Annotated in this window: 17 protein-coding genes; 4 read left to right on the top strand and 13 right to left on the bottom strand. The window is 46.3% G+C overall.

Annotation, left to right across the window (positions count from 1 at the left end; all coding sequences use genetic code 11):
- Window positions 1-245 precede the first annotated feature (245 nt).
- Window positions 246-947, top strand: coding sequence for a class I SAM-dependent methyltransferase (locus tag CLV42_RS13525; RefSeq protein ID WP_170117497.1), 702 nt, complete (start codon window positions 246-248; stop codon window positions 945-947).
- On the opposite strand, the gene CLV42_RS13520 is transcribed toward CLV42_RS13525, so the two are convergent.
- The 6 genes from CLV42_RS13520 to CLV42_RS13495 all read right to left on the bottom strand — a co-directional run bounded on the left by CLV42_RS13520 (window position 939) and on the right by CLV42_RS13495 (window position 8,720).
- Window positions 939-1,748 (bottom strand): polysaccharide deacetylase family protein, encoded by an 810-nt coding sequence (locus CLV42_RS13520; RefSeq protein ID WP_106602435.1) that lies wholly within the window; start codon window positions 1,746-1,748, stop codon window positions 939-941. The two genes, CLV42_RS13525 and CLV42_RS13520, sit on opposite strands and share 9 nt — an antisense overlap.
- Window positions 1,741-2,517: a glycosyltransferase gene (locus tag CLV42_RS13515; protein WP_106602434.1), complete on the bottom strand. Its 777-nt coding sequence runs from the start codon at window positions 2,515-2,517 to the stop codon at window positions 1,741-1,743. The genes CLV42_RS13520 and CLV42_RS13515 overlap by 8 nt, the downstream gene beginning before the upstream one ends.
- Window positions 2,518-2,530: 13 nt before the next feature.
- On the bottom strand, window positions 2,531-3,721 hold the full coding sequence (locus tag CLV42_RS13510; RefSeq protein ID WP_106602433.1) for a glycosyltransferase family 87 protein: 1,191 nt from the start codon (window positions 3,719-3,721) through the stop codon (window positions 2,531-2,533).
- Window positions 3,722-4,159: 438 nt separating this feature from the next.
- On the bottom strand, window positions 4,160-7,609 hold the full coding sequence (locus CLV42_RS13505) for an alpha-L-rhamnosidase-related protein (RefSeq protein WP_211303444.1): 3,450 nt from the start codon (window positions 7,607-7,609) through the stop codon (window positions 4,160-4,162).
- Between the two features lie 177 nt (window positions 7,610-7,786).
- Complete coding sequence (gene mnmD, locus CLV42_RS13500; protein ID WP_211303443.1) at window positions 7,787-8,521, bottom strand: tRNA (5-methylaminomethyl-2-thiouridine)(34)-methyltransferase MnmD; 735 nt, start codon at window positions 8,519-8,521, stop codon at window positions 7,787-7,789.
- Window positions 8,522-8,528: 7 nt separating this feature from the next.
- Entirely contained in the window at window positions 8,529-8,720 is a 192-nt protein-coding gene (locus CLV42_RS13495) for a hypothetical protein (RefSeq protein WP_106602431.1), read from the bottom strand.
- A 384-nt stretch (window positions 8,721-9,104) separates the two neighbouring features.
- On the opposite strand from CLV42_RS13495, the gene CLV42_RS13490 reads away from it, so the two are divergent.
- The gene (locus CLV42_RS13490) at window positions 9,105-10,139 is read left to right on the top strand and encodes a LacI family DNA-binding transcriptional regulator (RefSeq protein WP_106602430.1); all 1,035 of its coding nucleotides are present in this window, start codon (window positions 9,105-9,107) and stop codon (window positions 10,137-10,139) included.
- Window positions 10,140-10,159: 20 nt separating this feature from the next.
- The gene (locus CLV42_RS13485; RefSeq protein ID WP_106602429.1) at window positions 10,160-11,260 is read left to right on the top strand and encodes a glycoside hydrolase family 43 protein; all 1,101 of its coding nucleotides are present in this window, start codon (window positions 10,160-10,162) and stop codon (window positions 11,258-11,260) included.
- Between the two features lie 94 nt (window positions 11,261-11,354).
- On the opposite strand, the gene CLV42_RS13480 is transcribed toward CLV42_RS13485, so the two are convergent.
- Together CLV42_RS13480 and CLV42_RS13475 are read right to left on the bottom strand one after the other, a co-directional pair.
- The gene (locus CLV42_RS13480; RefSeq protein ID WP_106602428.1) at window positions 11,355-12,923 is read right to left on the bottom strand and encodes a RagB/SusD family nutrient uptake outer membrane protein; all 1,569 of its coding nucleotides are present in this window, start codon (window positions 12,921-12,923) and stop codon (window positions 11,355-11,357) included.
- A 21-nt stretch (window positions 12,924-12,944) separates the two neighbouring features.
- On the bottom strand, window positions 12,945-16,130 hold the full coding sequence (locus CLV42_RS13475) for a SusC/RagA family TonB-linked outer membrane protein (RefSeq protein WP_106602427.1): 3,186 nt from the start codon (window positions 16,128-16,130) through the stop codon (window positions 12,945-12,947).
- A gap of 390 nt (window positions 16,131-16,520) precedes the next feature.
- Between CLV42_RS13475 and CLV42_RS13470 the strand changes: the two genes are divergently transcribed.
- Window positions 16,521-17,306 carry a response regulator transcription factor gene (locus CLV42_RS13470; protein WP_106602426.1) on the top strand — a complete coding sequence of 262 codons (786 nt, stop codon included), beginning with the start codon at window positions 16,521-16,523 and terminating at the stop codon, window positions 17,304-17,306.
- On the opposite strand, the gene CLV42_RS13465 is transcribed toward CLV42_RS13470, so the two are convergent.
- The 5 genes from CLV42_RS13465 to CLV42_RS13445 all read right to left on the bottom strand — a co-directional run bounded on the left by CLV42_RS13465 (window position 17,307) and on the right by CLV42_RS13445 (window position 23,086).
- A complete protein-coding gene (locus CLV42_RS13465; protein ID WP_106602425.1) occupies window positions 17,307-17,810 on the bottom strand; it encodes a hypothetical protein in 504 nt (167 codons plus the stop codon). It abuts the gene before it with no gap.
- Between the two features lie 147 nt (window positions 17,811-17,957).
- A complete protein-coding gene (locus tag CLV42_RS13460; RefSeq protein WP_211303442.1) occupies window positions 17,958-19,313 on the bottom strand; it encodes a TlpA family protein disulfide reductase in 1,356 nt (451 codons plus the stop codon).
- Window positions 19,314-19,324: 11 nt separating this feature from the next.
- Entirely contained in the window at window positions 19,325-20,818 is a 1,494-nt protein-coding gene (locus tag CLV42_RS13455) for a PKD-like family lipoprotein (protein WP_106602424.1), read from the bottom strand.
- A 47-nt stretch (window positions 20,819-20,865) separates the two neighbouring features.
- Complete coding sequence (locus tag CLV42_RS13450) at window positions 20,866-21,615, bottom strand: DUF4843 domain-containing protein (protein WP_170117496.1); 750 nt, start codon at window positions 21,613-21,615, stop codon at window positions 20,866-20,868.
- 19 nt (window positions 21,616-21,634) lie between these two features.
- Complete coding sequence (locus tag CLV42_RS13445; RefSeq protein WP_106602422.1) at window positions 21,635-23,086, bottom strand: RagB/SusD family nutrient uptake outer membrane protein; 1,452 nt, start codon at window positions 23,084-23,086, stop codon at window positions 21,635-21,637.
- Between the last annotated feature and the right edge of the window lie 4 nt (window positions 23,087-23,090).

Raw genomic sequence — 23,090 nt, 5'->3', positions numbered from 1 at the left:
GATGAGCACGCAAAGTATGTGAGCTGATGGCCACATGTGTTACTTTAAAAAGAGCAGCAAAGATTATACCTGCAAAACAAAAAGAGCACTGGCAGTGTTATCCTATTATTAACGCCGATATGAAGCTGAAGGCAGCGGCCATGGTGTATTGTCAATGAAACTGCCCAGTTGGGCATCCAATCCAGGGAAAGAACATGCTTCTTTTTTATGCACGTATCCGAACCACTGAGACTAAAATAACATATATGATACAGGATCTATCGAATATCGATAATATTAATTCAAAGGAATATTGGGATGATAGGTTTAGCTCAACTAACGGGAAGTCATGGCGGGCAAATTCGGGAGAAAATCAAACGAAGCTCTTTGCCTATGAAATAGTAAAAAGATTAAAGATGGATACCGATTTCCACGGAACTATTCTTGATTTTGGCTGTGCATTAGGGGATGCAATACCCATTTATAAAGAACGCTATCCTAACGCTCAGTTTATTGGCATCGATATTTCAACGTCAGCCATAAATATTTGCAATCAAAAGTTTGGGAACATCGCCACATTTCTGACCGAAGATGTCGATAGTATCCCTTCAGTAGATGTAATCGTTATGTCCAATGTATTGGAACATTTGTCTGATGATAAAGATTTTGTTAAAAGACTGCTGCGTAAATGTAAAGACCTGTACATTGCTGTTCCGTATGAGGAGAAAGCGCCTTTACATGAAGAGCATGTCAATTCATATAATCTTCACACATTCGATTACCTGAACGCTGAGAAGGAAGTTTACCTCTGCAGGGGCTATACCTTTAGCCAGATATTGAAATCGTATATCTACATTGAACTGAAAAACATAATACGCCCTTTTTTCAAAGTTCCTTTATATAAAGGAGGACTTAACAGGCAGATCTTATTTCATATAAAAAGTCAGGAAGCTTCCGTCTTACACTAACAAAGACGACCCTTCAATTAAATGATTACTATTCTCTTTGAGCCATTCAATATGTGTGCAGAACTCCCCTTTCTGCTGCAGGTACTGCAGAAAGCCATTTAACCGCTGTTGCATTTTGCTGCCGGAAACACGGCGGATATAGCCTGGCAGTGTATAGCCGCTAAGGTCAGCCAATTCCCACGGATGGAAGTAGCAGGCCAGCATACGATCCTTTCGCAGAATTGTGTTGCTGAAATGCCGGGTAACAAAACCAGGCATGTTCTTAATGCTTAGCCAGAAAACAGGATAACGGCACAGCGGTGACACGGAGGAGGGCATTACCCAGAGGTCGTTCTTCAGGAACGGCGTTCTTGGCTTATCCCAGTTATTATAACGTCCCGGCAGCCAGGTAGGGTTCAGGGAAGCGTCATACAGGTAGCCTGCATTTTTTAATGCTGTTGTGCTAACAGGCTTGAGGCGCGGCATACGGAAACCATATACGGGCATGCCCGTTATTTCCTGCAATGCCAGCCGGGAGCTTTCCAGGTGCTCCGGCTCGAATTGGCTATGGTAGTAGGTGTGTGATGCTATTTCATGCCGGGCCGCCAACTGGCGAATCAGCTCGGGGTACTGCTGCGCCCAGTAAGCTGTTACAAAAAATGTAGCCCGTACCTGGTACTGCTCAAACAGGTCCAACACCCTCATCAGGCCATCATGGGAAACAGACATTTGCTCTTGCAGCGGCACCTGCCCCCCAAATTCCAAAGGAATATCAAATTCCTCCACATCTACGCTTATCAATAGCCTGTTCACCTTACTCATAACTCATTTTTAAGATACTCAGATAGTTCCGCAACTCCCGCAGCAGTACCTTCAACCTGAAGGAAGAAAAGCTGATGCCGGGACGACAGATAATATCCAGTGATTCCATGGTAATCAGCGGGTCCTGCCCTGCCTTGTAAATAAATTCACTATCATACAAAAACCCGTCTATACGGGTAGACAGCAATACGCGGCGTCCCTGCCGGTTAAAACCTTTCAGACCAGCCTGCGCATCGTTTATCTTCAGCCCCAGCAGGAAACGGTTCATATACCGGCTTATCTGTGTGATGACCTTCCGCCTGGTGGGCAACAGCTTCAGGTAAGCAGCCCCCCTCTCTCCTGCCACAACATCTGTTCCCGTCAGTAGCTGTTCGTATACCCTTTTTATAACGGCCACACCAAAAGGGAAATCCAGGTCTGTATATATCTGGAGGTCAAAACGGGTCCTCTTTGAGCCTTCCCGTACGGCATGCCCCTTCCCGCAGTTCACCGGGTAGCTGACAATGATAATGTCCGGCACAGCCGACTGGAGCTGCGCAATATGCTGCGCTCCAAAGTTACGTGTAGATCCATCATTCACCAGTATAAGCTGTATCGGCGCTGGCGCCAGCATGCGCTTCACTTCTTCATAATGTTGTAGCAATGTTCCCACCCAGTTTTCGGGGGGATTGCAGCAGGGCAGAATAAGATCAAGACCGGTCGTTTCGGTCAATACCTTCCCTACCCTTATATTAACTGCGGCGGGAGTTAATAAAGGTTGTACAGACATATAAGCGGTTATGTTATGTATTGTAGAAAGTAACGCTGGATTTTCTCCATCCCCCTATGCTTGCCTGTAAAAAAAGCAATGCAACTGTACAAGGCAATGCTTTGATATGCCAGGCAATGGCATATTGATTAATAAACTTCGGTACCAGGTCTGTCGGTGAAAGGGACACTACCACTAACGTAAACCATAACAGGCCCTTGCGCCATCCCTGGGGTAACGGCATAGCATAGCATCCAATAGCTACACCGGTAACGGCCATAATATAGGTGGGAGATTCCGTGCTTTGATTAAAGACCACGATCCATATCAACAGGTAAGCCAACAGCATCCAGGGATACCCCTGCACGCGCTTTACCAGTCCACAGATCAATACATGCAGCAACAGCGCTACGGCTATCAATAATGCGATCTTGTCGAATAGCTCAATAACAGCTGGTTGAAGCCCGAGCATCACATGCAACATCCCGAGCAGAGAGCCATCCTCCTTAATGGTGGAGCTTGTCAGCAGCTGGAACCAATCAACATAATGCTGCCAGAGCAGCTGCGGGGAAATGAACAGCAGCGGGAGTGCGGAACCAGCTATGGTCCATACCAGGCCCCAACCGATAAATGCTCCTTTCCGCGGAAAGAACAGGAATGCCAGGCCTGTAATAGCTCCATACCCCTTTATGAAAAAACACAAGGCTGCGAACAGCGCGGCGCGCATTGACTGCTGCCGGTGCAGGCTTACTACCGTCAGCACCATTAATGCCGCCATAGCAGGGTTGGTTTGTTCGGATTGTATGGCGTTACTCAGCTCAATGAGCAGGAACCAGGCAATGACGTATTTAATATTGTCCGCAAATGGCAGCTGCCGGACCATATAGAGGAAAATGGCTGTACTGGCCAACAACCAACCCAATAGCCCCACCTCCTGTGGCAATAACGCAAAAGGCGCAAATAACACCGGAAACGATGGATGATACAGGAAATAATCATAATATTCCGCCGGGTACAGCTGGTATAACGGCAGCCCGTGTACGAGATGGTAAAAAGACGTACGGAAAATGATGAAATTATTATAGCGGCCCGTAGTAACCGCCTGTATGTATAATATAATGGTGGCAACAAAATATAGGGCGGCAATAACTGCCGGTTGTCTTAACCATCCTGGGATTTTATTGCGCCATAACGGGCTGGCGTCAGGTACAGCTGTTGTTGTCATAAATAAACTATAGGTATCCCCCAGATAAATATCTGCCTTATCGCGGTGTAGCGCTTAACAGTATTTAACACTATTTAACACTATTTAACGTGCAAATATGTATAATGTTACAATATGGTACAAAGGAAACAGAAAATTTAAGCCGTTTTTAATTCTGCTATCTTAGACGATTTTTTGGCCCATTACCCCTAAAACACTATCTGCAAACACACCTACAATAACAACTAACAAATTGATATACAAATATATAGCCCAGTGGAAAATATCCCTGGGCTATATATTTGTCTCTAACGGAGTATGTGCTAAACTGATCAAGTCCACCGATACGTCGGGTATACGTCGGGTATACTCCCGGTATAGAGCGTATATGAACTATATCTGTAGCCACTCGTTCTTTCCCATCCGACCTCCCTCCCGGGTGAAAGACGTGCTGTTTTGTTAATACTTAATAACCTTATTGTTATACGTCTTCTTACCAGCGGTGGTCTTGATAATATACATACCGGCAGGAAGATACGATAGACTCAGCTTTGCACCGTTCTGTACTCTCTTAGCCGGAAGCACCTGTGTCCCATTGCTGTTAAAGATCTCCACTATAACATGCTGATCTTTAATCCCTTCCGCCTTTACGGTAATATCCGATGTAAACGGATTAGGCGCTACCGTCAGACTGCTGCTACTTGCCAGCGCAGTAACGGTACATCCGGCGTCAAATGTCCATGCTCCGGAAGACACCCTGAATTTTACGTATTGCGCATCCTCTCCATAGAATGTTACACCCGGCACAGTGGTGACTGTCGAACCGTTTCTCCAGATAACAGTACCATTGACCCTGATCTGCTGTAACCCACAAGTAACGGCGCTCTTTAGAATGCCTACGATACCTGTTGTACCGGACGGCGATGTAACAGACTGTGTAAGACCGGCGCTACCACGGGCAAGACTTACACTGATATTGCCTCTCACAGTCGGGATCACGCCTGAGATGTTGGTAAGATCTCCTGGCTGCGGCAGGAAGAAATACTCCTCGTATGCAGGCAATGAAGGACGCACCCCGAGCACGTAAGCACTCATCACATACAGTGGTCCTGCGGCCCAGGCATGGTTATTACTATTGCTGGCAGGAAACTCCTCCCATAAGGTGGGTGACCAGCTATCGATCATGCTTGCATAGCGGTCTTTCATTCTTTTAATGCCAGCCGCCGGATCTAACTGCACCATCGCCTGTTCTACATACATTTCCTGGTACGGACTTGCATTGTACCTGGTCTTAAGCACATTCAGTATCCCCGCTTTCTGCGCGTCATTAGCTACACCGGCAAGGAAAGCCCAGGCATTGCTTCTGTCATCTATTATCTGCGATTGTGTACCATCGGCTGTACGATGATATACATAGGCGTTTGCACTGTTGTTCCAGAAATAATTATTATAGTTACTTCTGACCTTATTCAGTAATTGCTCGTAGTAACGTTTATCTGTCACGTATCCCAGCGAATTGGCTATACTGGCTGCCGATTCAAGGAACGTGATATAAATACCATTATAAATCGCATTAGCGGCTCCTGCAGGAGTGGCATCCTTGTTATCGCCCCAGTCAATCCAGTTCCAGGGGCCATCCTGCCATACAAGCATACCATCACTGTTCGAAGAGTTGACACAGTAGGCTGCAAATTTCTTTATAGAAGGATACAGCTCTTCTAACAAAGCTATGTCGCCCGTATAGGTATAATATTTCCCTAACATCGTGATCGCGGCCAGGTTCTGGTCAGGTAAGTGGAACGCAGTACCAGGGCCAGTAGTATATAATGAACCGTCGCTTTTCTGCGTCCGCAGCAACTCCCGGTAGCCTTTGCGGGCCAGCAGATTGGCGGATGCATCATAGAGGTACTGTGAGTAAAGGATCTGCTGGGATACATCACCCCACCATTGTCCTCTCTCCCGGTTAGGACAATCATAGAAGATATCTCTCATGCAAACACGGGAGGTGGCTTTGGATTTAGTCCACAATGAATTCAGCGATCCGTCATTGGACGAGAAGCTACCAGGTATGGTTGTATTATAGCTCGTTTCACGATACCTTAATATCATTACCTGTACAGGGCCTGTTACGTTGGAGAACTGATAACTCACCGTATCTCCGCTGGAATTCTGCCAGGCAAAGCACTCAAACTCCTGCTCTCCTGCCTTGGTAATGTATTCCTGCCAGTAAAACCGGTTCACTTCTATCCTGATCTTAACACCGGCTGGTGCATTCACTTTCAGATATGGCCTCAGCTGTATATTGGCACCGACTTTCCCTGTTACGATGCGATTGGAAGTGATGGTGGCAGGGAATGTGCCTGCATTGGTATAAGCGCCAAGGTCATATTCTTTCCACATCGGTATGGTTCTGGGTACCAGCTGATTCCATGGCGCTACACCTGCTACACCTTTCTGAACTGCAGATGACCAGCCGCTATCATCATAACCTGCAGACGTCCAGGCACCGGGTTCTGCCTGTGCATTATAAGAAACAGGCCAGGCGATCCATTTGTAGTCACTATTGTCGAGAATAAGTTGTGTAGTCGCATTAAACGAGGGATGTACCTTCGCCTTCCAGGAGGCATCTGAAGCAATCGACGAAGGACTGCTGCCATCCAGGGATGATTCAAACAGGAACCCACCATTGTTGGTTACACGCTGTGAATAGGAGTTATTCCCTCCTTTATGCCACACAAGCACGGCGATCGTATTTTCTCCTGCCGTGAGATAAGGGGCAAGATCTACTTCATCGTAATAAGTATTTAACAGATCAGGACGTACATCCAGTCCGCCGTCTTTTACGACCAGCTGATTATTAACATACAGCCAGTATTTATTTTCCGCAGCAATCTTCGTGAGCGCACGGCTTGGCTTAGCGGAAAGCGTTACCTTCTTTCTCAGTGAGAGCCATGTATTGGCCGGTCCTGCGGCAGATGTCCATATCCAGTTAGCCTGCCATGAGGAAGGATTGATCTTTGCTATGACCAGGGACGTCACCTTATCATTCCAGTCAGGGCCGATCCAGGGTTCTGATACGGTTCTCGTCAGGCTGCTGCCGGAGAAATTGTCATCCCAATATACCGTCACCTGATAACCAGCAGGTACAGTAAAGGAAGAAACAGCATCGTCAGGCAGACCATACGCTATCATTTGCACCCGTGTATAGTTACCCGGAGAAAGCGGGATCGCCTTGCCCTGGTAGGATGCATCTGTATAGAAGATGGCCTGCTCCTCTGGTGCTACTTTGGTAACGATGAGTGAGGTGACCTTATCATTCCAGTCAGGGCCGATCCAGGACTCTGATGCGGTCTTCGTAAGACTGGCGCCAGTGAAATTATCATCCCAGAAAAAGGTGACCTGGTAACCCGCTGGAATCACATAAGAGGTGATAGCATCATCCGGAAGGCCATTAGCAATCATCTGCGCCCGGGTATATGTACCGGCGGATAATGCGACAGCTGTGCCTCCATAGTTGAGATCCGTATAGAAAATGGCCTGTCCTCCCGGCGGTACCCTTGAAACAATAAGAGAGGTAACCTTATCATTCCAGTCAAGGCCAATAAAAGACTCTGATGCCGTCTTGGTAAGACTGGCGCCGGTGAAATTGTCATCCCAGAAAAACGTTACCTGGTAACCCGCCGGAATGGTGTAAGAAGAAATTGCGTCATCCGGAAGGCCATTCGCAATCATCTGCGCCCGGGTGTAGGTACCGGCAGACAGTGCAATGGCACTTCCTCCATAATTGATATCCGTATAGAAAACGGCCTGGTTTGAGGGATCATTACCGGCTGCTCGTGCGGATGTGTGACAGATAAACAGGAGGGATTGGGCCAGAAAGACAAGCATATGCCTTTTGAGCCACTTCATAGGTCGCTTTAATGGTCTCATACTGTGTGGATTAAATAGATTTGACTTAATAAATTCTACGCCTGTAATGGATTGGGTGAGTTAACTCGTCGTTATGACACACAATGTCATGCTTTTTGTGGTAAATAAAAATAATATGAGACAATTTTATTGCATTCAGCGTAATATATGAGCAAACTAAATGGTGTCGGGACGTATAGCCCTCAGCATCTCTCTTTTACGGGGAGGTCCGGGCACCTTCTTCTCCACAATAAACCCAACGGCTTTCATGGCGCGCCTGACATTCCCTTTACTGCAATAGGTTACCAGTATTCCTCCGGGAGTGAGACAATGATACAGCTTCTCAAAAATGTCTTCCGTCCAGAGCTCTGGCTGAGCAGTGGGTGCAAAGGCATCATAGTAAATAATGTCGAACGACCGGGTGAATGATACATCCTGTAATGCAGCATGCGTTTTATGCAGGCAGTAATAAGGATTTATCTGAACGTCTGTATTCCAGGGAACGCTGTGTAAGGTTGTCAGAACAGATTGTAAGATCGGCTCATTGAGCTGGTCAGCATAGTTGAGTGGGCCTACCTCTTTCCAGGTTAAAGGATATTGTTCAATAGTTTGATAATAGAGGTTCTTCCGTTCCCGGACAGCCTCCCGGAAAGTCAGTAACGCATTCAGCCCTGTACCGAATCCCATCTCGAGTATCGATAAAGTATCAGCGGGCTTTTTTGACTGCTGATACTTCAATCCTGCATCAATAAATACATGCACACTTTCCCGGATAGCACCATGAATGCTATGATACGTTACATTCCATGCAGGAACGCTCACCGTATGAGATCCATCTGCCGTGACTTGTATCGTTCTTTCCATCAGTACAAAGGTCGGTATCTTGCTATTACCGGCAAAGGGAGTATGCAACTTGTTCCTAGTATTTATCCCAGAAATACATCATCAATTTATTAAAGGAAAATAACGCTGCTGCAGATACTAATCCGACAGCTATAATGCCCGTTCTCTCACTGATCGGTTCTCCCAGCACATAAGCAAATGTCCGTAACAGTAACAGAAAATTGGCAATCAGCAGAATGATCAGTTGTGTCTTCTTGGATAATTTCATTTCACTATAGGTTTAGGTTATTAAACAAATAACTTTCACAGGCGAATATGATAACATACCTGCAAAGGCTTTGTCAATATACTTTTTTATTTCATTTATACTGATATAACTTCAGCCGTTGAATGCCCCAGTCATCAATAGCTGACCACTGTTGTTTCCACTGGCTTATCCGTACACGCTATTGAAAAAGGAGAAAAACCTATTGCCTGCCATCAACCAAAATAAAGACAATCCCTAAAATTGCAACCGATTGTGTTATTTATTTTCTAAAAAAGTTTACTTTAGCTGTACAGTACAATTACACAAACGATTGTGCTGTACTTTCCACGATTATGAGTGCCTTAAATTGCTCTCTCATTTTACATTTTATCGATACAGACATTTATGGCTAACGACAGAGAGGTGACCATATATGATATTGCCAGGGAGTTGAATATATCTGCAACTACGGTCAGCCGTGGCTTGCAGGATCATCCTACCATCAGCAAGAAGACGAAGAAAAAGATATTCGATCTGGCTGAACGGCTGGGCTATCGCAGCAATCATTTTGCCCGCAGCCTCCGTAACCAGAAGACGAATACCCTGGGCATCATCGTGCCCCGGCTGAATAGTCATTTTATGTCATCAGTGATTGCCGGCATTGAAAATGCAGCCAACGAACAGGGCTTCTCTCTGCTCATAGCACAATCTTCGGAATCTTCCGTAAAAGAGGCTGCCAGCGTCAGGACGATGTTCGACAGTCGCGTGGACGGCTTACTCGTTTCGCTGGCAGTTGATACCGCCGAACTCAGTCACTTCGAACATTTCTTCAAAAAGAACATTCCTGTTATCTTCTTTGACCGCGTAATGCCCCATGAGAACTCCGTCAATATCCTGATAGATAATCGCCAGGCAGCCTACAATGCAACCAGGCACCTGATAGAACAGGGCTGCCGCAGAATTATGCATCTCACGGCCCCTATCCTGCAGAATGTGTATAAGGATCGCCTTAAAGGCTATAAAGAAGCCCTTGGCGAGTATAAGATCAAGTTCCGGGAGGATTATGTCGTTATTACGAATTTAAGCCAGGAAGCAGGCGCAGAAGTGGCAAAAACGATTTTGAAGATGAAAACACTCCCGGATGGCATCTTTGCGGCTAACGACACCTGTGCCATAGGCTGTATGCTGGCCATGAAGGAACAGGGCATCCGCATCCCGGAGGATATTGCCTTCGCCGGGTTTAACAACGATCCGGTGACACAGGTCATAGAGCCTCACCTGACCACCATCAACTATTCAGGGTATGAAATGGGACAGGTAGCTGCCAGACACCTGATCGATCATGTCAGGGACGTCTCTTTCGTAAGCAGCACCAATACCATCATTCTGCGTTCAGAACTGATCGTACGGGCTTCTTCCCTGAAAAAAGGCCGTAAGTAGCTATTTAACACACTAAACATATGCGCTCATCACAATTACCCATTTTAACCTTCCCCGTTGCCCTGGCATGCATGTTCTGCAGCTGCGGACAGTCCGGTTCTACGAACACGACAGACAGCACCCAGGCTACCGTTACGGCTGACAGCAGTGCAAAGAAGTATCTTTCCCAGCCGCTCGTCAACCACATCTACACAGCAGATCCTTCTGCTCATGTGTTTAACGGCAGATTCTATATCTACCCTTCACATGATACCGCTACCGGTATACCCGAAGATGACCTGGGAAGCCACTTTGATATGAAAGACTATCATATTCTTTCCATGGACTCCATCGGTGGTAAGGTAACCGACCACGGTGTTGCGCTCGACATCAAAGACATCCCCTGGGCACATCGCCAGCTGTGGGCGCCAGACGCAGCATTCACCAACGGCACCTACTATCTTTACTTTCCTGTAAAGGACAGCCTGGATATATTCCATATCGGCGTGGCTACCAGCAGCAAACCGGAAGGTCCTTTCAAAGCGGAAAAAGCGCCTATTCCCGGCAGCTACAGTATTGATCCATGTGTATTCACAGATGATGATGGCAAATCCTATATGTACTTCGGAGGTATCTGGGGCGGCCAGCTACAGCGATGGAACAACAATCGCTACGATTCCACCAAGGGTAACAGAAAGCCGGAAGAACTGGCTATACAGCCAAGAATGGCTAAGCTGGAAACCAATATGAAGTATTTCGACGGACCAGTAAAAGAAGTACAGATACTGGATGAAAAAGGCCAGCCATTCCATGAAAAAGATAACGAGAAACGCTTCTTTGAAGCATCCTGGATGCATAAGTATAAAGGGAAATACTATTTCTCCTACTCTACCGGCGACACGCATAACCTGTGTTATGCCACCGGCGACAGCCCATATGGTCCCTTCACCTACAGAGGTGTGATCCTGACACCTGTTGAAGGATGGACCAGTCACCACTCAATCGTTGAAAAAGACGGAAAATGGTACCTGTTCTACCATGATGTACAGCTGTCAGGTAAAACCTACCTGCGCAACGTCAAGGTAACAGCATTGCATTACAATGAAGATGGCAGCATCCAAACCATTCATCCTACTTTATAACTTATCACACCCACATGTAAAAAGGGGAGCCTTGCGGTCTCCCCTTTTGTTTGTGCTACCATTTATCAACAACTAGTATTGTATTTCCGAACGCCTAATAGCCGGGATTCTGTGCATCTACACCTCCTGTTCCCAGTTTAGGGTTGTTATCAATTTCCTGCTGTGGAATAGGCAACAGTTCATCTCTTTTCGCCCTGAAATAACTGATCGGATCTGTAGTGAAATATCCCTTTTTCCTCCATCTGAGGATGTCACGGTTCCTGACTTCCTCTCCTCCCAGTTCCACCATCTTTTCATGCATAATCGCCTTCGTTACCTGATCTTTATTACCTACCGGGAATTGCATGGTCGGATAATGCGGCATCATTACAGAAGGCCTGTCCCTTATCTGGTTGAGATAACCTACCGCAGCTCCTGTATTGCCCAGTTCATTCTCGCATTCTGCCAGCATCAGCAATACTTCCGCATAGCGGATGATTCGCTGGTTATTTCCTCCGGGATGATAAGATGCAGTAGATACGCTCTGCTTATAGATCAGCATGAACTTGCGCCAGCTGATCTTTTTTGTTACACCTCGTACGGTGGAAGCATTGCCGTTCTGCAAAGCATCTGTCAGTACGTCTGCATCATTGTTGAACTTATCGCCGGTTTCATATACAGACCAATGATAGCGTGGATCTGTCTTGGCAGCACCACTCGCCGTATTTTCAAATTCATTGAGGTATTTGTCGGAAGGAATGAGGTTCCTCCACGCCAGCGGACAATACTCCTGATTACGGATAGTGGATTGAGCTGTACCTGAACCATCGCCGGTGCCATTCCAGTCAAAGCTGTTGTCACCCCTGTCGAAGTACACGGCTTCCCATATAGACTCCGCATTAAATTCTGTTTCTTCAATGAAGTTGTCGTTGTAATTATCCACCAGGCGATACAGCCCTGCACCCGTTACTTTCAACAATGCAGCCTTTGCAGCCGTATAATCCCCCTTTTGCATGTTCACCCTGCCCAGCATCGCATTCGCAGCACCGGATGTTATGCGGCCCAGGTCAGCGTTGCCATATGAAGGTTTTAATACACCAGCTGCTTCTGTCAGGTCTTTGATGATCTGCGTATAGACAGCATCTTCAGTAGCTCTGGCCTGAAACTGGTCGGGGCCACTTACAACATTAGTATACACCGGCACCGGCCCCCACAGGCTCACCAGCTCAAAATAAGCCCATGCCCTGAAAAACTTAGCCTCAGCAAGACATTGGTCCCTTACGGCATCATCGTCAGTCACATTAGGGGCGCTTCCAATCACAGTATTGGCGCGATGGATGACAGTATAAAGCCCTCTCCAAACGCTGTTCATCACTGAGTTATCTGACGTGGTTGCACCATTCAGCATCTGTGCCCTTGGCAATTCCAGCTGTCCGCCGCCGGAAGCAACGTCGTCGCTCCTGAGATCTTCCACGAAGAACCATTCACGGCCAACGAGATTACCTGCGTGAAAAGATGAATAAATGGCATTGGTCCCCTTCTGCATTTCAACACTATTCTTAAAGTACTTGTCCAGTGTGGCATAACTGGGATTTGTTTTATCCAGGTCCTTGTTACAGGCGGTGCTGAATACTGCCGCCATTACCGCGGCTATAATGATCTTATTGGAAATATGCTTTTTCATGTCTGATTTTTTTGCTGCTCATTAGAAACCTACCTGCAGGCCAAACTGGAAAGACCTTGCAGCGGGATACTGACCATAATCGATACCATTGGTGAGTGTTGTGTTCTTAGAACCAATCTCAGGGTCCCATCCTTTATAGCCGGTGAACGTCAGCAGGTTCTGGGAAGAAACATATACCCTGAAACTGCTGAACGCGCCATGAGCAAAGGTGCGCAGCGCTGAAGACGGGATAGTATAACCCAGGATCACATTTTTTAGTCGCAGGTAAGAACCGTTCTCGATCCAGCGGTCTGACACACGGGCATTCTGGTTAGGATCGCCACTGATAGCCCTTGGCATATCGGTATTGGTGTGCTGAGGCGTCCATGCATTCAGCACTTCTACACCAGCACCAAACAAACGGGCCATCCCCTCACGCAGTACCCTGGTACCATTGAAGATCTTGTTGCCCTGTACGCCCTGGAAGAAGAGTGAAAGGTCGAAGTTCTTGTAGTTGCCACTGGCATTGAGTGCATAAGTGAATTTAGGAATATAGGAGCCCAGGAATGTACGGTCAGCCGCCGTGATCTTACCATCATTGTTAAGGTCTTTGAACTTGATATCGCCCGCGGCAGTTGATTTAGCCGGATTAGTACCTGCTATCTGTACAGGGCTCTTGTTCACCTCATCCTGGCTCTGAAAAATACCGTCTACTACATATCCGTAGAATGACTGGATAGGCTGACCAGCTACCGTACGGGTGATGCTACCATTACCAAAATCAGCATCAGCACCATCATCGATAGTAGCGCCAGGCGTATTCAGACTCAGTATTTTGTTTGTGATGAAACCAATGTTACCAGTCACGTTCCACTTAAAGCTACCGCTTGTCTTGTTATACCCTAATTGCAGATCCACACCGGTATTTTTCATGGCGGCAGCATTCAGCTGGGAACCTGTTCCTCCGAAACCAAAACTGTAAGGAGTAGGAATAGTCAGGATCAGGTTATCTGTTTGACGGCGGTACCATTCTGCCGTAAAAGTGATGCGGTTATTGAACAATCCGAGGTCCAGACCCACGTTGATCTGTTTGGTCTTTTCCCATTCCAGGTTAGCGCTGGCCAGCTGATTGTAATAAGAGGCGTTACCCACAGTAATGGTATTCCCAAAAGGATAAGAAGCACCATTCGCCTGCACCACAGCCTGCCATGGATACTCATTTGGCAGCACAGCGTTTTGCAGGGCGGGGAAAATGCCGATCGCATTCAGCCCCGTGATACCCCATCCTCCACGCAGTTTTAACTCGGAGATGGCAGCCACCTGTTTGATAAAGGGCTCCTGATCCATCTTCCAGCCTGCAGACACCGAAGGGAAGTTCTCAAATTTCCTGCCGGGCGCCCATACAGAAAGTCCATCACGGCGGATAGCACCACTCAGCAGGTACTTACCTGCGAAGTCGTAACTCACACGACCGATATAAGATTGTATCAATGTAGCGGTGCGTGAAGAAAATGCTGTCACATTAGTAGCACCTACAAGGGTCTCTCTGTCGTTGGAACTCTGGTTACCCGTCTGCGACTCACCAAAGTTATTCGCCTGCTGCCGCTCATATACTGCTACTGCGTTGATGTGATGATTGCCGAACGTCTTGTCAAAGGTGAACTGTTCTGTGAACAGTAATGTCGTCATGTTCGTCCGCTGATCCGTAATGGTAGCGACAGTGGCATTCCTGCCCTTATCATTGTAGATAGGTGCAAATTGGTGCTGAAACTGCGTAACATAGTCAGCCCCGAATGTAGAACGGAAATTAAGCCAGGGAGTAAGGTTCACCTGTGTGTATACTGTGCCTAGCAGCTTAAAAGTCTGACGGTGCGCATCTCCCAGCAGCGTTGCATCTTCTACAGGGTTGGTAGGGTCTGCACCGTCCACACTGTTTTCCGCATTCCGGTAGCCACCGTTTGTGGTCGGATCATGTACCGGCAGGTAAGGTATCGCCCTGACTATATTCGCCAGGCGGGTCCTGTTGCCGGAAGTATTGTCATAGCGCTGTTTGGAATAAGAGAACAGGAGGTTCTCTCCTATCGTAAACACCTTGCTGAGATTATGCTCGGAGTTGATGCGGAAATTACCACGCTGATAATTCACACCCTGTGTAATACCGTCCTGTTTCAGATGACCGGCAGACAAATAGTACCGGGAATTATCATTACCGCCGCTTACAGACACATTAGACTGCGAGATCAGAGCTTTCCTGAAATAGGCATCCTGCCAGTCCGTATTTGTCTGTGCATAGGTCTGTGAAGTACCTGTATATAAAGGCTGATTGAAATTGGCATCTTCCAGGCGCGGAGGCTTCGCAATGCCGGCAGCGCCGTTCAGTGCACGCTCATACTGCAGGTATTGCTGGGTATTGAGCAGGTCAACGGTTTTCCAGGCTGACTGAACACCTACGTAAGAATCAAAGTTTACGTGTGGTTTACCATCTCGGGATCCCTTTTTGGTAGTGATGATGATCACCCCATTGGTAGCGCGGGAACCATAAATAGCGGCTGCACTGGCATCTTTCAATACCTCTACCGATTGTACATCCCTGCTGTCAAAATTTGACAGGTTAGAAGTAGGGAAACCATCTATTACATACAAAGGATCGGACGCATAGCTGATAGAGCTGATACCCCTGATCCTCACAATAGCATCAGAGCCAGGTGTACCATTGTTGGTAACAGTTACACCAGCTACTCTTCCCTGCAGGGCTTGTTGCACGCTGACAACCGGCAGTTCGCTGATGGTTTTACTGCTTACTGAAGCTACAGAACCGGTAAGGGAACTTTTCTTCTGCGCACCATATCCTATCACCACCATCTGTTCCAGTGACTGCATATTAGGAGCAAGGTTTACGTCATAATTGGCCCCACTGCCCACTGTCAGGTGGCTGGACGTATAACCGATAAAACTGAATTGTAATACTTCTCCCGGGGCGGCATTGATACTATAGGCCCCTTCGGCATTGGTCACCGTACCGCGGCTGGTATTTTTGACGGAAACAGTAACGCCAGACAGTGGCTTTCCGGTCTCGTCGATGACTTTACCTTTTATTGTCTGACCGTTCTGACCGTACACTACCGTAAACAGTAATAATGCCAGTACAGTCAGCAATGCCGGAAGTAAGCGCTGCCTCCTGCCGACAGCCAGACGTCTCCGGAAAAAAACTCGTAGAGCAAGTTTCATAACGCGTGAATTGATAGTTTTTTAAATGATTAAATGGTAACAAAACAAAAAAATGTCAATTTAACACCTATAAGTATTTCCATGACGGTGTAAAGCCAACTCCGGGGAACACAGTATTTCAAACGGGAATCAAATCAGGTCTTACTTATCTTGGTTTTTAAGCTAAATTGTAGCGTGAAGTACTTACATAATTATCAGATTTTTTGGTTTAAGCTTATCAATAATTGGTTGATATTTCTCAAATCACAATCGGTTGCGTAAATTGTGCCCGTAAACCCGGAAGAATAAACAAAAAGAATAAACAAAAGAATAAACAAAACGAGCAGGGAACAGAAACAAGTATCAGTAGTACTGATACATTAACTATTGTATTCATTTTACAGACCACGTATGCAAGACACACTATTATTAGTAGATGGTGATAAGGATAAACTGCAAGTCCTATCAGAAAACCTCGCTGAAGATTATCTTATTTTCACTGCAGATAACGGGCAACAGGCGCTCGACATGATAGAAAGACACTCGGTCCGCATGATCATTTCCGACAGCCACACACCACTTGTCAACGGCTTCGATCTTTGCACCCGATTGAAAACGAGCCTGAACTACTCACACATTCCTTTCATACTACTCACAACACCTATGCAATCCAGGCTGGATGCCCTGAAAGCAGGTGCAGATGCCTGTATTGAGACACCCTACTCTCCTGAACATCTGAAAGTCCAGATCAGTAACCTGCTGAATAACCATAAGAAGATCAGGGCGTACTATACCAGCTATCCTTTGGCACATATCAGTACGATGGCATACTCCAGGACGGACGAAGATTTCCTGATCGCGCTGAATAACCTGATCATGGAAAACATGGAAAACCCCGAACTGGATGTCGAGCTGCTGGCGAAACTGATGAACATCAGCGTACCTACTTTATATAGGAAGATCAAAACCCTGTCAGATCTTACCCCCAATGAGCTGCTGACAGTAACGAGAATGAAAAAGGCTGCGGAGCTGTTAGCCGGTACAGGCTATAAAATATTCGAGGTGGCCATTATGGTAGGATTTAACTCGCAGAGCAGCTTTGGCAAGGCCTTCTTAAAACAGTTCAATATGACGCCCACTGCATTCCAGCATATAAAAAAAGAAGAAAAATTTTCAGCAGGTAAATCTACCTTATAGTTATTTCCTCAACCATCTGATCATTGCGGGATATGGCTGCGCGCCATTTTTCTCTGCATTGCTGGCATCATAACAAAACCCGGCCCATTGCAATAGGGGCAGGTATAACATGTTTCCGGAACCGTATTGTTCCAGGTACCAGTCGGAGGAACCTTTGTAACCATAAGGATGAAAAACAATGGCGGGATCAATGTTGAGGTGAACACAGGCTGCATAACTCCAGGCAATAGCCATCATTTCCTCTCCATCTGATTGATTCTTCTCTGTCATTGCACCTATATCCCCATACATTACCTCCCTATCCGCAGGGAATGCAACGGCGATATGTCCTGCTTCATGTAAAAGGTCGCCCGGGTACAGCAACCGGTCTTCATCAACAACAAGGGTTCCTTTATTTATCAGGATGCCAGGAACGAAAGTTTCTGCTTTGATAGTTTCAAAAACTACCGGGATGCCAATAGATGCAATAAACTGAGTGATCGTATGAATAAGGTGTTCTGACATAAGAAGTGCTATAAAATCGCTGCAAATTACTTTTTTTGCACTAAGGGAAGGCTGATGGTCATAGCTCAGCAGCCCTCCCGACTTTCACAGTGATTTTAAGGCACCCGTATAAAACGGATGCCCTTGTTTCCCCTTTATATAAAACAATCACAGCAAACTTTCCAGTAATGGCTTCAACTCTGGCATGGAAGGCCTGGGAGCATCTACAGAAACGATATTACCCTGTTTATCAAATACCATAAAACGGGGAATACCTGTAACGCCATAGAACTTCGCCATATCAGACCAGCCACTGGCAAACAGCTGAATGCCTCCCAATTGTTTTTCCTTTACAAAGCTTTTCCATTTTTCCATATCTTTTGCCTCATCTACAGAAATGCTTACGAAGGCAACGTTTTTACCTTCCATAGCAGCTTCCAGCTCCTGCAGATATGGCAGCTCTTTTTTGCAGGGGCCACACCACGTTGCCCACATATCCACCAGCACTACTTTACCTTTCAGACTGCGAAGACTAACGGTGTCACCTGCCATATCCGGATAGGCAAAGTTATACCCTGCTGTGCCCCTTTTAAAAGTGCTAAGGCCCTTACGGGTATCAAAAAGCGCTTTCTGCATATTGGAGGTCATAAGATATTGCTGATAGAGAGTGAATACCTCATCAAATTTCTCCAGAGATTTGTAGGATTTGAAGTCATTGACCAGCCATACGCCCTTGAGCGTATCATTACAGATCCGGGAAATGGATAATTGGACACGGTTACCGAGGGTCATACTGTCGTGCGCTATTGCCGACAGTAACGCGTAACGTTGTATAATATCGCGCCCTTCTCCTAAAGCAAGAATATCTGCAGAACAGTATCTGCCAGGTTGCAGAATACCCGCGTAATAGCCGGGATAATACCCTTTAGGAGGCAAGGCACTACGGGGCACTAACAGTATGCTCATTGCGGTGAGTTCGAGATCTGCATCTACAGTCATTGTCAGCAGGCGATTAAACACAGCGTTCTTTGTCCGGATAGTCTTCTTAAAAGCGTCTGCCGATGGCCGGAATGCATCTAATGCCGGGAAGAAAGCCCGGTAAGTAGTAGTGTCATTCAGGCTTGTCTTATTCTTCAGGGGCGTGATCATCTGCTGCCAGCTATAAAGCAGCTGGTTCTCTGTACTGCCTTTGGTCAGAGAATAGCCTCCGCGATCATCGCGGATATCCAGTTCTATCTGCTCGCCCGCCTGCAAATAGACACGGATATAGTTTTTGCTGGCCTTGTCGTCAACAGACATAGCGAGGTAATAATAACCAGTTACAGGTACAGGGATAGCAAATGCAAAATTATGTTGTTCGTCAAGGCTGGTGCTGGCAAATTCCAGTAACCTGCCTTCTTTAACGTTATAAAGCTTCATGCCGGTAGCCTTCTCAGGTCCGCATTTACCGCTGATCGTAGCCGGTGAAGCATAGGTTGCCTGCATACCTGCCAGTATTGCCAGCAGGAAGAATATTTTTCTCATGTATAAAAGATTTAACGTTCTCTGTAAGTGATGCTTTTTATTTTACCGAAGCCGGTATATGATTCGTTCAGGATCAGGTTACCATTTACACCAGGTACTGTATATAGTTCAAAAGTTCCACAACTGTCCGCCGGTAATGATGGGTCATATACCCCCACCTGCAATTTGTTATAGTAGCTCTTTGCCCCTGTAAGACCGGTGGCCATGAAGCCGTCAAATTTGAGAAAGGTGACTGATCTCTCGCCGTAGTCGATCATCAGCTTGCTTTGTTTGGTGCTGGCATCGTATTCATACAGCTTCCCTCCTACATTGTAAAACACATATCCCATATCAGGGCTTACTGCAAAGTTTTCTGCCTGTGAAATAGCAGTAGCAGGCATCTCATCGTAATAAGTCTGTACTATATTGGCAGCGATATTAAATCTTGCGAGATAGTATTTCGCATGTGCAGAGTCGAGTATGGCATAAGTATCCCCATTATTGAAACGGGTAGTTTCCATATACACCAGGTCCTTCCCTGTTTTGTAGTTAAACATTGTTCCTGCAGGCATTTCCGTACAGTAGGCAGGCAGACTGTAAATATGCTTTACAAAGCGCTTCCCCTCCATATCATACAGAATATGTGTATTTGTAGAATTGGAAACATCGTTATAGTAAGCTACAAAGGGAGATACTTTGAATGGCATAGACTGTCCATACATCACATTAACAGGCAAGCCGAAGTAGATAGAGAATGTATACATATAGTAGTACATATTGCCATCATTGCCATGCAGGTATACCAGCGTTGCTGTACGGGAAGTAATTTTATCGGCATAAAAGCCGGCAGGCAAATCACTGAAGAAATCTGTCTGCAAAGGAGATTTCCATTTTAATGTTTCGCCATCCAGCCGGTGCGTGCCTGTCGTTGTACTTACATAAATGGTATGTCCGGAAGCTGCCGAAGTCAACCTGGCAAACTTCACCTCCACCGGTAGCCCGCTGAGCGTAAGACCAGCGCCGATAGTTCCCAGCAGGTCATAAGTGGGTTTATAACCTTCAGTACCTTTAGACAGCATATCCAGCCTGCTTTTGCCATTCACTTCCGACAACAGCAACCATCCTTCATATACACTGGTAACAACCGTCATCATAAAATGCCTGCCGAAAGTAACCCCTGTCTTTTTATCAGTCACACGATAAAAAACATCATATTTACCCGAAGTGAGGGTGATCCGCTCTTCCAGGTCCCGGCTGTAAGACAGGGTATCTACATTGGCGGTCTGTCCTGTATTGTCAAGGGAAGCCAGCCACATATATCTGTAAGCGCTTGTATCAGCACCATTGTCTTTTGTAAAGGCGAGTGTTGGTTTGACCGAGAATACGCTTCCGTAATTAACGGTATACAAGCTGTCAATGCCAGTAATGCTTACCTCGTTAATATCAACGTAGTCATAGTTGCCTTTGTCTTTATAACAACTACTCAATGCGAATACAGAGAGGATATATAAAAGTAGTTTCTTCATGTTAAGGAGATAAAATGATGATAAAAGTTTGCCCTATCCTATCCGGATCATTGTGATAAAGAACCCATGATCATTTCAGTGCCGTCTTCTTCGTAGACTGTATTACCACCAGCCATTTGCTGGTTAAGGTAACGCTGCATCGCCTTTCCGATGTAGATCACTTCTGCTACAGCTATTGTTGTAAAATCGTTCACCGTCATGTTCAGCTGACTGCAGATCAGCAGTATCTTTTTGCGGGAGAAAGTACCAAGATAGCCGTCCAGCCATCGGGTGGGCTTGGCAATCTGATCGTCGATATATAATGTGAACGTTGAGGTGGATATGCCTTTCTTGCTGTCGGGCTGTGTGATGGTCGTATCGAAGTCTTTGTTAGGCCGTAATTGCAGTTGCAACCTGTATTGCTGTTGCGACATGTCGTCAGTACGGTAAATATGCACCGGTATATACACCACCGACTGATGAGCCGGCAGTACATATGTCATTGCCAGTGGCTCATAATGTGTACCTGCCACCGCCGTAGTAGCACTATCTATCACCTGTATATTAATGGCTCTGTCGTGATCTGCCTGTTTACCCATCAGGGATATCTGTATATTGAATGTACTGTCAGTGACCTGTTCATTGGCCAGCGAAAAAGTAAACAGCGAAGTATCTATACGTTCAGGATTCCTTTGGTTGCTGGTATGCAATGAATAGTCAAAGTACAACAGCGACTTACCACTGTAAAGATCTATGGTTTCTTTTCTGCAGCCAAGTAGTGCGAAATAGCATAGAGCTGCGATATAAAATCCTTTCATGATGTCAGTAATAAGAAGATTAACGATAATCCGTTTCACTTTTAGGAAGCGGCATGACATAAGTAGCGGCAGTCATAGTAAAATTACCGCTGGTGGCTCCACCTTTCGGTATAGTGGCCTGGTTCTTCCTTTTATAGTAAAAGAACAGCTGTCCTTCCCCATAAAACTCTTTCTGATATTCTTTCCTGATCTCAGTTTCCAGTGTAACGGTTTCAGGCAGATCTGTCAGACCACGGTTATATCTGATTGTATTGAGATACCCCAACGCCAGCACCGGATCTGTTTCACACTCTGCGGCGATATAATACATTTCACTGAGGCGTAGCATAGGAACCCGGTAACGGAACATATCGGAGCTATCCTTGTTCGTTACATCGGCATATTTATAGAAGCAGCGATAGGTTTTATTACCTACAGTTGGAATGATCCAGCTTGGATTATACCGATAATCGCTTTCCAGTCCTTCAAAAGTAGCCGTGAGCCTTGTGGGATGCGCTGCCAGTATCCCTCTGTCGGCTACATCCGGAGAAAAATTGGTATTATAGGACTGGTATAATTTGGGACAATAAATATCAAACAGATGTTCTGTAGAGAATGTACGGTCGGGGAAATCAGCATTACCGCTGGCTTTTTTCAGGGTAGTCCAGGGAAACCAGGGCCCTGCGCCATCAATAACTGCCTTTGCCTGTAACAATGCATTTGCCTTATCTCTCCGATAAAGTAGCACCCTTGCTTTGAGGGCTTTCACTGCATAGTAATTGAGCCTTCCGTTACGCTGCTGATAAAAGAAATCCACCTCTTCAGCACCGGGAATACGCGATGGCCCGCCTGAGATAACAGGATCTGTTTGCAGGCACCTTTCCGCATGATCAAGGTCTGCCAGTATGCTGTCCATCACATTATTGGCGGGCAGCAACGGGCGGGTAGTAATATCTGCATGGGTAACATACGGGATACTCTTCGCAGCAGAATCTGTTGCATAAACCGGTCCATATAGCCGTAGCAGATCAAAGTGCATATATGCCCTGATAGCCAGCGCCTCTCCCCTGATAATGGAATCTCTGAAAGGTTTAAGCACCCCTGTATACCTGTCCATATTCTGCAGCAGCTTGTTGGTAGACATTACCACCTCGTAAGCATTTCGCCACACCTCTGCTATCGCAGGTTCCACCAGGGAGTTGGTATAGGCATAGTTTGCATGCTGATACCAGTCGTGAGAACTGTTGGCAGAGATATTGTACTCCTGCCCGAGTACGCTTACCAGGGTAAAAGTGAGATCTCCTCCATACAATGCCCCCTGCCCCATATCCAGGTAGATACCATTCAGGTGGTTGATGAACCCTTTCTCAGTGGCGTATACAGCACTTTCCACAAACTGGTCTTCTGGTTTTACGTCCAGGTATTTGTTACAGGAAAAAAGGCCTGCAGACAACATCGTTATAATCGCAGAGATCTGTAATGATCTTTTCATAGTA

Origin of the sequence: Chitinophaga ginsengisoli (genome assembly GCF_003014595.1) — a bacterium.
In the GTDB taxonomy this organism is placed as follows: domain Bacteria; phylum Bacteroidota; class Bacteroidia; order Chitinophagales; family Chitinophagaceae; genus Chitinophaga; species Chitinophaga ginsengisoli.
Note: the sequence above shows the minus strand (reverse complement) of the source record. Positions and strands in the feature narration are given on the sequence as shown.

Coding starts and splice junctions, on each gene's coding strand:
- CLV42_RS13485 (WP_106602429.1), top strand. CDS start 10,160: ATGCGCTCATCACAATTACCCATTTTAACCTTCCCCGTTGCCCTGGCA.
- CLV42_RS13495 (WP_106602431.1), bottom strand. CDS start 8,720: ATGAAATTATCCAAGAAGACACAACTGATCATTCTGCTGATTGCCAAT.
- CLV42_RS13480 (WP_106602428.1), bottom strand. CDS start 12,923: ATGAAAAAGCATATTTCCAATAAGATCATTATAGCCGCGGTAATGGCG.
- CLV42_RS13510 (WP_106602433.1), bottom strand. CDS start 3,721: ATGACAACAACAGCTGTACCTGACGCCAGCCCGTTATGGCGCAATAAA.
- CLV42_RS13515 (WP_106602434.1), bottom strand. CDS start 2,517: ATGTCTGTACAACCTTTATTAACTCCCGCCGCAGTTAATATAAGGGTA.
- CLV42_RS13520 (WP_106602435.1), bottom strand. CDS start 1,748: ATGAGTAAGGTGAACAGGCTATTGATAAGCGTAGATGTGGAGGAATTT.
- CLV42_RS13465 (WP_106602425.1), bottom strand. CDS start 17,810: ATGTCAGAACACCTTATTCATACGATCACTCAGTTTATTGCATCTATT.
- CLV42_RS13445 (WP_106602422.1), bottom strand. CDS start 23,086: ATGAAAAGATCATTACAGATCTCTGCGATTATAACGATGTTGTCTGCA.
- CLV42_RS13460 (WP_211303442.1), bottom strand. CDS start 19,313: ATGAGAAAAATATTCTTCCTGCTGGCAATACTGGCAGGTATGCAGGCA.
- CLV42_RS13475 (WP_106602427.1), bottom strand. CDS start 16,130: ATGAAACTTGCTCTACGAGTTTTTTTCCGGAGACGTCTGGCTGTCGGC.
- CLV42_RS13490 (WP_106602430.1), top strand. CDS start 9,105: ATGGCTAACGACAGAGAGGTGACCATATATGATATTGCCAGGGAGTTG.
- CLV42_RS13470 (WP_106602426.1), top strand. CDS start 16,521: ATGCAAGACACACTATTATTAGTAGATGGTGATAAGGATAAACTGCAA.
- CLV42_RS13455 (WP_106602424.1), bottom strand. CDS start 20,818: ATGAAGAAACTACTTTTATATATCCTCTCTGTATTCGCATTGAGTAGT.
- CLV42_RS13450 (WP_170117496.1), bottom strand. CDS start 21,615: ATGAAAGGATTTTATATCGCAGCTCTATGCTATTTCGCACTACTTGGC.
- CLV42_RS13525 (WP_170117497.1), top strand. CDS start 246: ATGATACAGGATCTATCGAATATCGATAATATTAATTCAAAGGAATAT.
- CLV42_RS13505 (WP_211303444.1), bottom strand. CDS start 7,609: ATGAAGTGGCTCAAAAGGCATATGCTTGTCTTTCTGGCCCAATCCCTC.